This window comes from Facklamia sp. P13069, from assembly GCF_050409405.1.
In the GTDB taxonomy this organism is placed as follows: Bacteria; Bacillota; Bacilli; order Lactobacillales; family Aerococcaceae; genus Facklamia.
Genome location: NZ_JBNUPN010000033.1, coordinates 1 through 16,260, shown reverse-complemented (window position 1 = coordinate 16,260; position 16,260 = coordinate 1). Strand labels below are relative to the sequence as shown.

Here is a 16,260-nt window from a genome sequence, read left to right as displayed (position 1 = left end):
TCCTAGTATTATTTTTAGAGGAAAATAATCATCTGTTGCTCTAAAAAGCACTTAACTCGACATTTCGTTTCCTTAGTAGAAGGTTTGAACCCAGTTTTCATCTTTACTATTTGCTCTTTTCATAACTTTGACACTAGATTCGGGTGAAAAATATTACGCAATATCAATGGTTGTAGATTCAAACTCTTCATTGTTTTAGAAGAGTTTGTTACTTAACAAACTGAGATTGGTTAGTTTTAAATTACTTATTAAGATATTCTAAGAAACGTTTTTTTAATTGTTCGATTACATCTTCATTATCAATAAAATCTTCAAAAGCTAGCATTTCATACTTTTGTCCCTCTTCTCCAAATTTTATATTCTCGATTTGACTATCACATATATTAGCAACCATAAAAACTGATTTTTCTCCTGCATTTGTGATGCTTTCATGGTATTTGGTCCATACAATATTTGATTCAGAAATATCAATAGCTAATTCTTCTTTAACCTCTCTTCTCATAGTTTCATATGGTGTTTCTTCATTTTCTCTTCCACCACCAGCTAAATCCCACATATTAGGATAAGGAATGTTTGGGAGATTATCTCTTAAAATAGTTAATACTTTCCCTTTATTAATGAGTGCTACTTTAACACCTATAAAATTCATTTGATTCATGATTAAACCTCCTCAATCTAATTATGTTTTTGCTCTTTTAAATTTTAAGAATAAACTAACTCAATAATCACTCTAAAAGGTAGATCATTCTTTAATTTGTTTTCCTAGTAGAAAGTTTTTAAACTCAACATCAATTACCGTTATTTGCATTATGGCTAATTATGACACGAAATCGAGCAGTAGTGTCTAAAAATTTAGATCCAGCCAATTTATTTTGCAACTATATAAGCCTTTTTTTTAGTGCAGATAGTTTTTACAAAAATCGCTTTTTTAAATTCTTCGTGTAAATCATCCATGAATTAATAATTGCGATAAAATTGTTATAGTACTCACAACAATGATTATATAAATCTCGTTCTTATTCTTACTCTCTTTCAAAATCAAATTTGAAAACATTACTCCATAAAGCGATGTAATATTCAAGAAGATCCAAGCAATTGAAGAAATATTAGAAGATGTCACAAAAACAAATGTTATTTGTGCAATACACGTTAAAATTGCTCTAAAAAATAAAGATTATCGAAAGAGTTTTTATTGTGTCTTTTCCAATCAGTTTGATTTAAGGTTGGAATCAAACTTATAAAAGATACAAAAAATCTTAATATTAAAGTACTTACTGTAAATAAAATCAGTGAATCAATATTTTTTATAGTCTCCAACCAAAAGAGGAAATAAGCAAGCTTGTATAACTAACGGTGGAACAATAATAATTACTCCATGTAATAATGTTTTTAAATCACTTTTTTTCTTTACCCAAATAATAATTATGATAGTTGTTAAGATAGAAATGAAATAATTACCAAAATTTATTCTTCCTGTCGTAAAAAATAAGGCTAAAGGAATAAAAAAACAGCTGTTTTTGATACGATCGCCGATTCAAAAATGGATAAGCGTTTAAATAGTTTTGAGTATCCTACTGCAACAATTTGTACTAAGATGCTGTAAATGATTATTTTATAATTAAGAATCATAGTAAACAGATCATTAACATTTATATAAAAGAACGAAATTATTATGAATAATAGCGTATATAAATTGTTTGAAAAATTAACTTTTAACACAGATTGTTTTTTATACCCTATTTGATACCTATCAATCACACTTATTAATCCTCTGGACATTGCTGAAATGGTTGAAAATAAAATAATGTAGAAATATGAATCCAAATTTCAATTCTCCTTTATGTTTTTTTAAATAACATAAAATTTTTAATACTCTACTCCCATGATAAGATATTCTTTATGAATATAGAAGAGTAAATTAATATAAACTTTGACAGTACTGCAACTTCTTTTCAGACAATATTTCTAAATAGGTTCAATTTTAGTTGCTTCCTTTTCCAATCTCTCGATAGTCCGATTTCAGAATTTATCTTTATATGTATTGACTTATTCAGTTCGACGATATACAATCGGACTATACATTTAAACTGAATAGTTTAACGATATAAAGGAGCTAATATTATGCCTAGACACCCAAGTTTACCCTTAACAGAAACGACTTATTTAATTTTGTTGTCACTAATAAAACCTGCACACGGCTATGTAATAATGCAAGAAGTTGATCGGCTTAGTAATAACAATGTAAAAATTGCGCCTGGCACCATGTATGGTGCCTTAGATAATTTACTAAAACAAGGTTGGATTAAAGAGGTAAAAAGCGAAGACAAACGTCGCAAAGTCTACCAAATTACTAAATCTGGTTATGATGTCATTGAAGCTGAAACAAAGAGAATGCACGAATTACTTAACTTAGCAGAGGAACTGATGGGAGGAGAAAGCTAAAATGAAACAAATTATAAAAAGGAAAGTATTCTTATTCAAAGATTTAGACAAACAAGAAGCTGGATTAACTCCTTTAGAGAAGAAGGTTATCGCTTTATAAATAAAAAGTTCCCTGCTTGCTTTGTGTTTGAAAAGATTGATGACAAAGCCCCTATTACTCGGATCGATTATCGTGAATTTGAGAAAGCGAGTGAATATCAAAACTATATTCAACTTTTTAGTGATATGGATTGGACAGTTGTTTCAAGCAGTAAAAATTCCGGTGTACACTACTTCCAGCAAAATGATCCTAATTCAGAAGACTTTATTTATTCAAATAAAGAGTCCTATGCTGAAATATACAAGCGTTACGGCCAACAGGCGGTGAACTGGTCTATTATATTTTTGTTTTTCTTTACTATCTTTTCTACTGGAGGTAACAGTTATTCACTTTTTAAACCAAAGACTGCATTTTTTACACCTGGCTTATGGGAAATGACCGGCTGGCAGTTCTGGTCTTCCTTTATATTTGAAATTCCTTTTGCATTAATGAGACTACTCTCTAAAGTTATTTGGTTGGTATTAGCAGCATGGATGGGGTTTGAAGCTTTTGTAAATAAGCGTAAATATAATGACTTAATTCATAATAGCAATTAATATTTTTGAAAAAACATCAAAGACGACAGTGATGAATTATTACTGTCGTCTTTCTTCATATATGTATTCTTTATATTAGTTCTTCAATATATTCTTATTTTAATAACCTTATAATGATAGATTTTGTTACTCTAACTTTCTTTTATGATAGTTAGTGGATCTTTGACAATTAATCACAGGAAAATAATCTGATCGATTTTAATGTGTCTTTTATTACTTTGATTCTTTTTATTCTATTAAGACTAAATATATAATCTAAACAACACATCAAATCCCATTTCGTTTCTCTGTAGAACTAAGAAATGGCCTTCCTCTTCCAAATAACCATTGCAAGTATTACTATCATTATACTAATAGTAAATATCAGTACTATTCTAATGTTGGATATCTCAGGCATAGTAAATAATAAAGCATTTGTATTTTTAGGAGCAAACCATTGCGCTAGCATTAAACCTATTGAAACTAAAAAAGCCAAAGAGATATTATTACTAAAGCTAAAGAACAGTAAACCTATTACACCTATGATTACTCCAATCGAAAGGCTATGAAATACCACCCTCATTAAGCTATAACTTGTTGCACCACTATTTATTAAATAGATATAGCTAAAAGTCATTCCCCCGTAAAAAAACAGCCTAACAATGCCTCGCAACACATATATGTATTCAAGCATCGTATTTCTCATTAAAAGAAGATCTTTTATTGGACTTTGACACTCGGCATAAAATAATGTTACAAAAGAAAAGATTCCGGATAAAGGTAAAAATCGTTCGACAATCATCGCTTCATTAGTAGTGTCTAAATTCTTTACCCCAAAAGCAAAGTAAGTGATCCCCATGATAACTAGATAGACAAACACTTCTAGAGGAAAATTATGCTTTAACTCTAGCTTCAATTGAGAGATTGTTTTTGAAAGCATAATCTCCCCTCCTTCTTCTTTCATATAAAAAGGATGTAACGATTATTAAAAAAAGTGCTAGCCCTATCCAAATGCCTCTCCCCACTAGAAAAACATTGACCTTACTATCAAAATACGCTTGATTGCCCACAGAGTTATATCTAATGAGAAGGCCATACCCAATATTATAAAAAACATTTGTGGAAGATGACATCATGTAAACCAAGGAAAAAATAGGTCCTAGAAATCCTAATAAAATACTATGACTGGCTATTGTTAATAAAGTTGTGAGACTTATAACAAATAAAATAATTGGCAATATCCATGATATAACAAAGAAGTAGGATTTAAACGGACACAATAAACTAGCACCATGTACAAACAGTAATTGAATTTCATAATAGGAAAAGAGTACCAAAATAATAAATAGTAGTGACAAACTCATTGCTAAAACCCTTGTCAAAACCAATTTGATTGAAGATGTATTCTTTATATATAGTGTATTTTCAATAGCTTCTTTTCTGTCTTTGTTCCAAAAATATAAACCTATAAACCAAGAAAATAATAAGGTGAAGATACCTGCATAATCACTAAAATACCTAGCAAAAGCAACATCTAAACCTTCTTCCTTAACAAGCAAATAATCCTTAATGGCCTCTTCATAAGACATTCCTTTGTCACCAAAATGAACCTTATAATTATTCTTAGCATAGAAAGAGCCTCCCCCTATTAAGGCGTCTATTTTGCCTAATTGAGTCTCTAATTTTTCTTCAGTAGGAATTGCTAGATTCTGACTCAAAGGAATATCTTCATATGGCATGCCTATTAAATCAGATAAGATATCTTTAATCGCATCTAATTCATCCTGTTCTAATTTATTTTCTCGATAAAAGCCATAAGGATAACTAATAAAATGATTGTTTTCTATATTTAAGTACAAATCATTCACCAAATTAGAAAAAATATAAGCACGATCCTCTGTTAAATAATGACCATATTGCTCTTGTCCTGGGTCAGGTTCTTTAAAATCATAGGAATCACTCTCTATCTGTCCTGTAATAGCTATAATCAAGGCTATGGCTACCCCTACAAAGATTAAAGACCTGCCTATTCTTTTTAATTCTACTACAAATAATTTCATCTAATCTCTCCTTTCATGAATCTTCATTAAATATGCTGATTCCAAACTAGGAGAGATTCGCTTAAACTGATCCAAAGGTCTTCCCGTATGGATGAAACTTACCATAATACCATTAGCTAATTCTTTTTGCTCAAAGACCATGTACTCCTCTTTAAATCTTGATAAATCCTTTCTATTTACGAGGGTTTCATAAATTCCACCAGAATATTGATTTAATAAATCTTCCACTGATCCATCATAAATAAAATGACCACTGTCTAATATTCCTAATTTAGTAGCTGTGCTTTCTAAATCGCTTGCAATATGCGTTGAAAATAAAACAATCTTTTCTGTCGCTAGATCACCCAATAAATTTCTAAAGCGAATGCGTTCTTCTGGATCTAGCCCAGCGGTCGGTTCATCAACCACTAAAACTTTTGGATCATTCAAAAGGCTTTGAGCAATACCTAAACGTCTTTTCATACCGCCCGATAAGCTCTTTACTTTTTTATTTCTATCTTGGTTTAGATTAACTAAGTCTAATAGCATCTCCACTCGTTGATTTAATTCAAATCGCTTGAGATTATCCAATGTTCCCAAATAGATTAATGAATCTTTGACTTTCATTTCTGGATAAAAATCAAAATCTTGTGGCAAATAACCTACGAGTCTGCGAATCTCTTTTGGGTTCGATTGACCACAGACTTGAATCTGACCAGTTTTTATAGGTAAAAGTCCCACTATTAATTTCATCAGGGTCGTCTTACCGGCTCCATTTTTACCCAATAGTCCATATAGACCATTATTGATACTGATATTGATGTCGGATAAAACTTTTTTCTTGCCATAAGTAAAACTCAAATTCTTAATTTCGATCGAATTCATCCTACATACCTCCCTTTTAAAACTAGTTGAAGTATATAAAACAATTTCCAATAATTTTCCAAGATTAGGCCTTTTTTATAAATAATTTTATATTGGCTCCTACATTATTACTCAAGACCATCTTTACCCCTTGTTTTTTCATTATTTCATCTGTAATGTACAATCCCAGTCCCATGTTACCTACTAAAGGGTTTTCACTAAAGTAGGGCTTATTGTAATTATTGAGGGCTTCTTGAGAAAATCCCAAGCCATCATCTTCTATTTCTACTATTAAATAACTTTCATTTTCATAAAGGGAAAGAGTTATTTGATTTTTAGCATGTCTTTTCGAATTTTTAAGAATATTAACCAAACCTTCTATGAATCTTTCTAGATCTAGGTCGATTTTTTGAGATAAATCTTTTAATTTACACCTAAAAGAAAGATTGTCCTCCCAGCAATCTAATTCTCTCTTTATCATATACAATAAGTCTTTACTCTTGATTGTCCGAATGTCTAGTTCCATATCTGCCATGTTCTGACCTATCTGGAGATTATTAACATAATCTTGAATCCTCTTTTCGCTTCTAGTCATGCGAGATAAAATTCGCTTCACTCTCTCATCATCCGGTTCATAAATTGTATTCAGCATTTCCATGTCACCACTTAGCACAGCTAGTGGATTCTTTATCTCATGTAAAATCGTATCCAATTTTTTAGATAGTTCGTTGGTCTTTTGAATAGAATTAAAACGATCTTTCTTTAATTCTATATTTTTCACTACCAATTCAAAGACTTTCTTACTCAGTTCATTCTGGTCTTCTATATTCGCCTCTTCATAATTTTCTAAAAATTTAAAAATCAATTCTATTTTATGCTTATAAAATAGGCTAAAAAAAAGACAAAAGAATAGGATAATCACCACAATCGGTGTGAAATCAATCATTGCTCGCAATAAATCTGAAAACATCAAACTATTAAGAAGACTCGTTCGGTCAGTTAAAGCATTTGATAAAAGAAAATTTTTCTTTATGTCATTTAAAAAAACTTGTAGAAGCAAACCACACGGAATCGAAAAAATTAGACTAACGGACAAATATAAATTAAATGCCCCTCTCAGTTTCCAATTTTTAGAAAATTCTCTTAGCCAATCCATGAATAGCCCAGCCCCCAGTGTGTTTTTATCAAATCTTCTTCTGAATGTTCTGATAATTTGTTTCTAATATTTCTGATATGCTCCGAAACCACCTGGGGACTGCCATAGCTGTCAATTCCCCTTAAACTATCATAAATTCTTTCTTTGCTAAAAATTTGTTTGGGATTATTGATGAGTAAGGCTACTATTTCATATTCAGTTTTTGTCAACTCAATTTCATCACCATTAACTTTGCAGGTTCCAGATTCAACAAGAAGCGAAATATTATTTGATTGTGCTTGTCCTTTTCGATCACCTCTAGTTACGTTAGTATAAATTCTCGCATAGAGCTCATCTAAAGAGAACGGCTTGGTAATGTAATCATCTCCCCCTAACATTAGGCCTTTTATTTTATCTTCTTTATTAGATCTTGCTGATAAAAACAAAATTGGCATTAACCATCTTTCTCTTAGCCGTCTACAGATTTCAAACCCATTATTTCTGGGCAAATTGATATCTAAAAGGATTAAATCGACTCCAGATAGATCGTTAGGAATTTCATCAGAATTATAAGCTTTTAAGACAGTTATCTCTTTGTTTTCTAAAAACATTTCCAGCATATCCACGAGGTCTCTATCATCTTCAATGATTAAAAGCGTTTTGTTTTGCATTATAAGGGCAACTCCTTTATTAAATAATTCTTATCGTTAAGCCTAGAGAATTTAATATAAATACATACAATATTACTATTCGTTTCTCAACATATTCTTCCTAATGCTTCGATTATGACTTTTTATCAGTCAATCATTGAAGAAGACAAGCTGCTTTTATTCTTGAAAAACTTGAAACTAAAATAAATTATCCTCATTCAATACTTTCTACTATGTAGGTACTATTTCAAATTACATATATTTTATACTTAAAATCATCCGTATGCCAAATCAAAAAACTATTCATACATTACAAAAGACAAAGAATATACATTTTATCAAAGGACAAAGGCTATATTAAGATCCTTTTACATGGCCTTTTATCTTTTACACAATTATATGATTTTTATCAAATTTCTCAAAAAGTTTTTTTAGCAGTTCTTATCAACTATCATTTCTTCCATAAGATTATTCCTCCTCTTCAATTAAAAAAATATCTTAAACTCATTTTCAAAGGTGTTTTTTAGAGTTTTTTTATATCGAAAACAGTATCACAACTTCATTTTTCACAAAAAAACAATCCCCTAAAACCATGGTATAAAATGCTTTAAGGGATTTTAAATTTTCTTCCCACTCCTTGAAATTTAAGTTGAAATAGCTATTTATAGGGATTCTTGCAGTCAATTATATGAACAAAAGGTTGTTTTCACTCTTATTATGCTGAGTTTTAGAGAAATAGTATAATTATAGTATCAAAGAAGATATATACTCCCCGTTTATAATTTTATATATTTTGTAGCTCTACCTTGCCCCACTTTTCTGACTAAATTTTCTTCCATTAGATGATCCAAAGCTCTGAGGCTCTCATATTTATCAAAACCAGTTATTTTTTCAATTTCCAATCTACTCAATTCTTTATTTATAGGCATTCTTTGTAAAAGAACAGATGCACTTTCACTTAAACCTTGTATTTGATCTGTCATTATGGGTAATCTAATCATAATTGAATTGGGATACACTTCAAAAATAGGCTGTCTTATTTTTCCTTGATATAAATGTTTTATTCGTTTTATTCCTGTTGCAAATTTTTCTATTAAACCTAATCTATTAAACAAGCTCCCAATTTTTTCATTTCTAAGAATAGAAATTTGCCCACTAATATATTCCTCTTTACTTAATCCTTTCGGTAAGCTTCCTGGTGAAGATATTTCAATATATTGATCATAAATTTCTACTTTAATTGATGCTGGAATACTCCAATCTCTATACACTAGAACATTTGCGATCGCTTCTCTAAAAGCATCTTCCGGAATCATCTCGATCGTTTTTCTAATAATTCCTTCAATTTTTTCGTATTTAAAATATCTTCTCTATACTTCTACAGCTTGATTATATGCACTAAGTATAGAAACATTTTCAATTAAAATTTTCTCCTTAAATTCATTAATATCAATACCAAACGTAACGATATCAATCATTCTAATATTATTTTCATCAGATATAATTTGTGCTGCTAAATTATATCCCTTTCTATCATCATATAAGCCTAGTATTTTTAATATATCTAAACTTAGTTTATCCATATTCATCTTTTTGCGTAGTGCTTCTTCTAAAAGGTTAAAGGTTAGTTCTTGATTTGTTGGAGGCAAATCTTCATAATTTTGCTTCAAACCTTCTAATATAAGTCTCTTCATTTCGTCTCTATCATCTATAGGTAAACTTGAAAAATCTCTTCTCATATACGCTCTATTCTTATATAGATAGGGCTTAAGCCCACTTTCATAAACTTTTAATTCAACAATTTCTTTTATTTCATCTATTTCTATACTGTACTCAGGAACTGGCCTAATGCTATCATTAATCTTGTTTTCAATCCTTAAGGAAAGTTCTTGTAAGTCCTTAAAGTGAACAGAGTTACCACTATCATCTACCCCAAATTGTATAATACCATCATTATAGTTTGCGTAAGCACTGACTGTTTTTAAAAAACTATCGGATAGTTTGGATTTAAATTCTAAATATATGTTTCTCTAGTATTCATCGTTAACCTCCATAGATTTATCGTATTAAAGCAAACGCAAAAAATAGTTTTATCTTGTAGTTATAAAACATAAAACACTGAGTACTACTCCCACTCCTTGAAATTAAAGCTACTTACAGGGGCTTTTGAAAGCCACTTTTGTGAACAAGGTCCATTTTTCACTCATATTATTCTCTGTTTTTTTAAGGAATAGTACCATTTTAGTATCAGAGACTCCTAACTCGTTCCGTCTCTCTATCATCAATTATAAAACTACCCTCATTGATTTCGTTAAGTCTGGCAATAAGCTTTACAAGTAAATCCAACATTCTTTCTTTGTCAGCCTTTTCCTGGTCAGTATTTGTGATCACTCCATTTTCAGTGAGAACATAATTTGACGAGTATAAATCTTGTATTATTTGATGTAACCTCATTAATTCATCGTCTTTAACAATGAGTTCAATATCATAATCATATTCTCCTTTATCTTCATCAAACGTGCATCCCCAGATTGGGCCAGCCCATATATGGAGCATGATTCTTACTGTTTCCATTAATTGAATCTCCTCGCTACAGCTTATTCAGAGGTGCTAAAACTATCAACAAGCTTACAAAGTCATATTTTTTTCACTTCTCACCTTCTGAAACAATCTTTAATAATTTTGCGAACTCCTCTGCTATCTCTCCTGGTGTAAGAATAGCTGTAGTCATCGCTTTTCTATCAGCTATCATCGGACTATAATTAGCCACTTCCTTTTTGGTTAACTGATGCCAGATTGGCAAAATTCTTCCACTTTCTATACTTTCCATTTGAAATAAACCATTTAATTCCTGTTTGGTCCAATACTTACCATCTGCTATATATGAAGGAGAAAGCACCACTATTCCATACTTCGAATGCTTCAACCCACTATCAATTTCTTCCCGTAATGATGAGCCCCAAACAGTATCTTTGTTGTCATACCAAACTGAAACACCTTTTTTCATAAGCTCATCAACTAGTTCATTTACAAAGCTCTCCTTATCCTCATAAGCATGAGAAATAAATACGTCATACGCTCTTTCACTACTCAATGTTTTATTTATCGATTCTACTTTTGATATAGCTACACCCTCTAGTTCCTTAATTCTGTCCTCATACATACGTTGGATCTTTTGAGTCTCTTTTGTTTCTTTCTTCTTCAAATCCTGCTCTGCCTTCTGGAGTTTTTGATATACTTCATTTCTTTTCTTTCGTTTCTCACCAATTTTCTTAGAGTAATTCGCACTCTTCGCTCTTGCCTTGGTTGCGATCTCTTGATACTGACTAATTTGTCTTAATTTACTATTCACAGTAGCTTGAGAAGCTGATTTACTTATTGTAACTTTTAATGCCTTAGATTCTTTAAGTGCAGCCTTCCTATCTTCCTCTGCACGCTTTTTTTCTAAAATAGCGATATCTTTATCAAGATTATTAAGTTGGCTTTGATATTGTTTAACTGACATTAAGCACCTCTATAAGTATCCTTTAAAAATATCTCTAACCTTAACTACTCTCTCAATTACTTGATTCATAAGTTCAGGATAATTACCTTGCTTATTGAAGTTCAAACCAGGAATGTATGATTTAATTCTAGATGCTTTTTTATCATCTAATCTTTCCCAGTGCATATTAAAGCCTAGTTTAGACTCTATTTCATCCCTATGTTCATAAAGATTATCAAATAAGTCTTTACTATCTCGAACATAAAGTTCTACACCGATGCTTCCATCTTTATTAACCAATGTAATACTGATATGAGCATCACTCGTGCCTATTGCTACATCATACCAGTGATCTGTAGTTGCCTTTCTAACATTAAATGGCTTTCCACTTTCTGTAACAACTCTATTGAACTCTGTCCAGAAGTTTAGTCTTTCGGCTTGAGTTTTCGATAAGTCACCATCTTTTACACTCTTATTGCTCTTGATAAAATCATTGGGTTTTTCTACCACTCTAAACATCGGAGCTGGTAAAGAGTCTCCAATTTTATAAGCTTTAATCTCTAATAGAAAAAAGGAGATTTCTTTAGCCATATTGTTGTTTAGCCATTCGATAGCACTCTTATGCTCTTCTCGAGCTTCCTTAACAATCCAGATAATGACATTTGCATCTAGCCCTGAAGCATAAGTAATAACTTTTCCTAAATGATCGTGATCAGTTGAACCCAATTGATTTTCAATAATGATTTTTACACCAGTTGTTTCATCAACAGCTACTAAATCACAACGATAGGAACCTACATAAACCTCCTTGTCTATATCGGTCAATGTCAGACCTACTGTGTCATTTAATAAGTCTATATTTTCATCTTTGGCTAGCCAGTTAGAAAAATTATATTGTTCGTGTGCCCATAACTCTCTAATATCTACTTCTTTTAATCTTCCTAATTTTGTATTTGCACTCATAACTTCCACCTAGTTTTCATATTTCTTCTTATAATAATCAAGTGTTTGATAGAACGCTTTAATTTCTTCTATTTGCATATATTTTTTCATATATACAAAGTCAGGGCCTCCTATGTTATTTACAGGAAGCATTATTTTTTGTCTCTTTAATCTTGCTGTACCCATTTTATAACCGTATCCATATTTTTCTTTTTGACTTTTTATACTCTGAACTAAGAACATTGAATAATATTTATCTTTGTATTTAGATCTAAGCTTTCTTGTATCATTGCCATATAAAGCTTCGTAAGGGTGATAGAAGGCATATCCCACTGATCCATTTCTGTTTACACTAATACATCCTCTTTCTAGTGTTGGGTTTTTATTTGATATAAAATATCCAATCCCATTGTTGTTTGCTGTTCCCGTTACATATGGAATATCCCCATCAATTCTTTCTTTTGCATAAATATCACGACCCCCAGAAATATCAACAAGGTCTTCTAACCAAAATTCCTTCCATTCTTTTTCTTTTAGTAAAGGTAGACGTAAAGCCTCGGAAATGGCTAATCTATATATATATATATATATATATATATATAGATATATATATTCAAGGGCTTTTTCAAGCTTTTCAACTTCTAGCTTTTGCATAAATTTACTCATATAGTCCCAGTGTGGATTGCCCTTTTTATCTGCTGGTAATATGATTTTTTCAGTTCGAATTCTTTTATCATTAATCTCTCTATTAAATGAATATTTTTCTTCAAGTCTTTTTATTATAGTAGCCATGAAAAGATAAATATGTTTATCTGCATTTTCTAATGTTAGTGATGTTACATGATCGCTTGCTATATACTCATACTGATGATAAAAACAAGAACCTACACTCCCACTATTAGCTATTGTTAAATTTTCTCTAAAAAACCTAACATCTTTTTTGTTTCCAATAAATCCATCAACCCCATTATTAAGGCCAGTAGATGAAACATAAGCTATATTTCCGTCAATATGGTCAGCTTTTTTAAGTCTTTTCCCTCTTTGAATTTTTCTAAATAATTTATCAAATGGAAATACTTTCCACTCAACATCTTCAAATCCAACTAAATCAAAAGCTGTTTCTAGTATTTTTTGTTCATAGTAGTTAATAACATTCTCTGCAATTTTTTTTTGCTCCTGTTTGATATAATCTTCCATAAATTGCCAGTTGGGTTTGTTTTGATTATCTATTGGTAGTAATATCTTTAATTTAGAAAGTCTTGTGCTTGAACACATTCTATTGTAAGAAAATATATTTTTTGTACTTTCATTAATACAACTAACAATAAATTTTAATGTTTCTTTAGACATACTTGTCAATGAACTTAGTATATTTATTCTTCCATGAGATACAGCAAAATATTTAAAAGGTTGATAAAAAGCCTTGCCAAACATGTCAACAGTTATTGTGTTTCTTTTTATTATTTCACTTATTCCATCTCCATCAACTATAAATTTTGTAATTCCATTATTGTTAAATCCTGAAGAAATCAAAGGTATATCCCCATCACCAAGTAAGTCTGCTTTATTATCTCCTTTTGATAAACTTACATTGAAAAGGTCAGATATCTTAAACTTTCCCCACTCCATATCATTTAAGGATAGTCTATTTTTCATCATAAACCTCCTCTTCCTCAGCAACTAACATCTCTTCTGCCTTATGAATCTCAAATTCATTTTCATTTTTTTCGTCTTCAATTCCAAATAAATATCCTCTACCATGAGTTATCATGTTTACTTCAAAGGTAATGTAATCAGCAATGGTGTTTCTAAAGTCTTCTTCCGAAGGGATTTCATCGTTAAAATAATAGAAAGAATGTAACCACTCATCGTCTGCTTCAACTGTCGTCTTGACACAGAATTTTGTTTCTGTATCTAAGCGGTTAAACCATACATCAAGTAAGTGTTGCTTTTTATCTTTTGCATTTTGTGTTTCAACTAAGCCTATATGCTTAGATACTATATAGCCATCATCTTCAAAATTTATAAATTTACATTCCTTATCCTCATAATGAGGAACACCTGCTGTAAATATAGCAATACAGGGATTTACCCCAACACCATAAAAGGTGTCTTTATTCAAGGTGATAACACCCTCTAGGGTATGTTTCTTTAATATATTTGTCTTGATTTCCTTTTCAACTTTTGTTTTTCCCGTCATGGTAGATTGGGGGACGATGATAGCCACTTTTCCATCTTCAACCATAGAGTCTAATAGATGCTCTGTAAAAGCAATTTCATAAAGATCTTTATTTGTACTTGACCCTTGAGAATATGGAGGGTTCATCATACCGATTGTCGGATGCCATTCCTTTTGGATTTTTGCAGGGTTTAGTCTTAGAAAATCCGCATTTTCTAAATTGCTTTTCCCATCTCCACGTAAGATCATATTGGTCGTTGCGATAGTAAACATATAGGATTGAGACTCAACCCCATATAGCTGATTCTTCTTTATTTCTCTTTTTTCTTGAACATCTTCTGTTTTACTCAACATATTGTGCATGGCAGAAATCAAAAACCCAGCCGTTCCACAGCATGGATCAAATACAATGTCTGTGCTTTTTATATCTAATAAATCACAGAATAGGCTGGTGATATGTTTTGGTGTAAGGATGATTCCTAAAGACTGGCCATCTCCTCCAGAATAGGACATGAACTCTCCATAGAATCTTCCCAAATAGTCTTCCCCATTTCTGTTGTATCTAATATTTTGATAGATTCTTTTTTCTAGAAATTCTGTATAGTGCTTTAATGGGGTTTTACCAAGGGTGTTATTCACCTCATTAATTAAAGTATTATCTCTGATTACAGAAAACTGGCTTAATAGTTTGTCTTTTTTTACTTGAGGAGACACATTAGCTCGATCTAAGTTGTCTTTTATGGCCTTATAAATCTTTTGACCATCTGTAGTTTTTTCATTTGTATCACCAATCAAACTGTCAATAGAAAAATTACCATAATCTGCTTCCCTTAAGGCCAGTAGTATTCCTGAAACAATTAGTGGCTTATCCTTATCTTGAATTGAACCATAATTTCTCAAAGCTTCATGAAGCTCTGCCGCATCTTTTAAAATTTCTTTTGTTTCTTTTTCTTGATTGGTGTCTTCTTCTAAAATCTCTCTGATGTAGTACTCATCTATATTATCTTCATTAAATAATATAAAACTTTCAACTTCTGGTAGTTCTTTGTAATTGCCCCTTTCATCTACAAATATAGGGCTTATCCTATGACGCTTCTCATTCCCTGAAATACCAATAGCTATAATTTTTTTATAAGATGTATTTTTTGCTAAGTGTTTACCATAAAACAAAGCTCCGTTAACTGCATAATCACAGATAGCCTGTGTTTCTTCAGAAATTAAATCTTCTTTTGTTCTTATCTCATGATTGGAAACGGAAACTTTATTTTCAATGACAATCAAAAAGTCCTTAACTGTACCTGTGTATTCTGGATAACCGACATTACCAGTTCCTCTTTTTGAAGCAGTCTTTAAGGCATCATTAATTTCTTTAACTGTTGATCCTTGTGGGTCTAGGTCAATATTTGCTTCTTTTAACAAATCATATACCCATAGGTCTGTACTTTTTTCCTTCTCTCGTATACTCATCTTATCTACTCCATTTTCTACTTGATAATCTCACAACTTACTATATTCCAAACATTACGACCTAAAGCTTAATAAACTATTCCCAACACATCCATATTAAAAATTTTTGTTTTTGCCAGGTTTTGCTGAAGTTGCTGAAGACATACCTGTTTCTATTATTAAATATTCTTCACACATATTCCGCTCTTCTAAAATTTTACAGAACTTATTGTAATCATTCGGCCATAATATTCTTTTTTCCTTTAGGAAATTCTCTATTTAAAATTTAAAAATTGAGTTAATTTCTTTCTTTTATTTATTAAAAAATTATATCAAACAAACTATTGATATTAAAGAAGAGCTGGTATCTATTGATTTTATATATTAAACGTAAATGATAATGTCTCAGGAGAACACAAATCAAAATGTCCCACTATCCACTATAATAAATGATGAAAAGGATA

The 16,260-nt window shown here is 31.0% G+C and carries 15 protein-coding genes; 2 read left to right on the top strand and 13 right to left on the bottom strand.

All coding sequences use genetic code 11. The features are described 5' to 3' along the window. Positions 1-241: 241 nt before the first annotated feature. The gene (locus tag ACQV2T_RS08590) at positions 242-658 is read right to left on the bottom strand and encodes an NUDIX domain-containing protein (RefSeq protein ID WP_428875285.1); all 417 of its coding nucleotides are present in this window, start codon (positions 656-658) and stop codon (positions 242-244) included. A gap of 1,463 nt (positions 659-2,121) precedes the next feature. Between ACQV2T_RS08590 and ACQV2T_RS08585 the strand changes: the two genes are divergently transcribed. Continuing rightward, positions 2,122-2,442, top strand: a complete 321-nt coding sequence (locus ACQV2T_RS08585; RefSeq protein ID WP_428882452.1) for a PadR family transcriptional regulator — start codon at positions 2,122-2,124, stop codon at positions 2,440-2,442. A gap of 63 nt (positions 2,443-2,505) precedes the next feature. Continuing rightward, a complete protein-coding gene (locus ACQV2T_RS08580; RefSeq protein WP_428893544.1) occupies positions 2,506-3,078 on the top strand; it encodes a DUF2812 domain-containing protein in 573 nt (190 codons plus the stop codon). Between the two features lie 295 nt (positions 3,079-3,373). Here the strand turns inward: ACQV2T_RS08580 and ACQV2T_RS08575 are convergent, their stop codons facing one another. The 12 genes from ACQV2T_RS08575 to ACQV2T_RS08520 all read right to left on the bottom strand — a co-directional run bounded on the left by ACQV2T_RS08575 (position 3,374) and on the right by ACQV2T_RS08520 (position 15,811). Then, positions 3,374-3,997, bottom strand: coding sequence for a hypothetical protein (locus tag ACQV2T_RS08575; RefSeq protein ID WP_428885360.1), 624 nt, complete (start codon positions 3,995-3,997; stop codon positions 3,374-3,376). Continuing rightward, entirely contained in the window at positions 3,951-5,117 is a 1,167-nt protein-coding gene (locus tag ACQV2T_RS08570) for a hypothetical protein (protein ID WP_428885359.1), read from the bottom strand. Before ACQV2T_RS08570 ends, ACQV2T_RS08575 begins: the two co-directional genes overlap by 47 nt. Next, on the bottom strand, positions 5,118-5,981 hold the full coding sequence (locus ACQV2T_RS08565; RefSeq protein ID WP_428882456.1) for an ABC transporter ATP-binding protein: 864 nt from the start codon (positions 5,979-5,981) through the stop codon (positions 5,118-5,120). A 64-nt stretch (positions 5,982-6,045) separates the two neighbouring features. Beyond that, a complete protein-coding gene (locus tag ACQV2T_RS08560; protein ID WP_428893542.1) occupies positions 6,046-7,116 on the bottom strand; it encodes a sensor histidine kinase in 1,071 nt (356 codons plus the stop codon). After that, the gene (locus tag ACQV2T_RS08555; protein WP_428893541.1) at positions 7,104-7,766 is read right to left on the bottom strand and encodes a response regulator transcription factor; all 663 of its coding nucleotides are present in this window, start codon (positions 7,764-7,766) and stop codon (positions 7,104-7,106) included. Before ACQV2T_RS08555 ends, ACQV2T_RS08560 begins: the two co-directional genes overlap by 13 nt. Before the next feature lie 755 nt (positions 7,767-8,521). Continuing rightward, positions 8,522-9,061, bottom strand: a complete 540-nt coding sequence (locus tag ACQV2T_RS08550; protein ID WP_428893540.1) for an ATP-binding protein — start codon at positions 9,059-9,061, stop codon at positions 8,522-8,524. 54 nt (positions 9,062-9,115) lie between these two features. Then, positions 9,116-9,769, bottom strand: a complete 654-nt coding sequence (locus ACQV2T_RS08545) for an AlbA family DNA-binding domain-containing protein (RefSeq protein WP_428882469.1) — start codon at positions 9,767-9,769, stop codon at positions 9,116-9,118. 223 nt (positions 9,770-9,992) lie between these two features. Continuing rightward, a complete protein-coding gene (locus ACQV2T_RS08540; RefSeq protein ID WP_428882461.1) occupies positions 9,993-10,319 on the bottom strand; it encodes an RNA helicase in 327 nt (108 codons plus the stop codon). A 73-nt stretch (positions 10,320-10,392) separates the two neighbouring features. Continuing rightward, entirely contained in the window at positions 10,393-11,250 is an 858-nt protein-coding gene (locus ACQV2T_RS08535) for a toll/interleukin-1 receptor domain-containing protein (protein ID WP_428882462.1), read from the bottom strand. 9 nt (positions 11,251-11,259) lie between these two features. After that, positions 11,260-12,192 (bottom strand): DUF4268 domain-containing protein, encoded by a 933-nt coding sequence (locus tag ACQV2T_RS08530; protein WP_428893539.1) that lies wholly within the window; start codon positions 12,190-12,192, stop codon positions 11,260-11,262. A gap of 9 nt (positions 12,193-12,201) precedes the next feature. Next, on the bottom strand, positions 12,202-13,827 hold the full coding sequence (locus tag ACQV2T_RS08525) for a restriction endonuclease subunit S (protein WP_428893538.1): 1,626 nt from the start codon (positions 13,825-13,827) through the stop codon (positions 12,202-12,204). Then, positions 13,817-15,811, bottom strand: a complete 1,995-nt coding sequence (locus ACQV2T_RS08520; RefSeq protein WP_428893543.1) for an HsdM family class I SAM-dependent methyltransferase — start codon at positions 15,809-15,811, stop codon at positions 13,817-13,819. Before ACQV2T_RS08520 ends, ACQV2T_RS08525 begins: the two co-directional genes overlap by 11 nt. Positions 15,812-16,260: the final 449 nt, after the last annotated feature.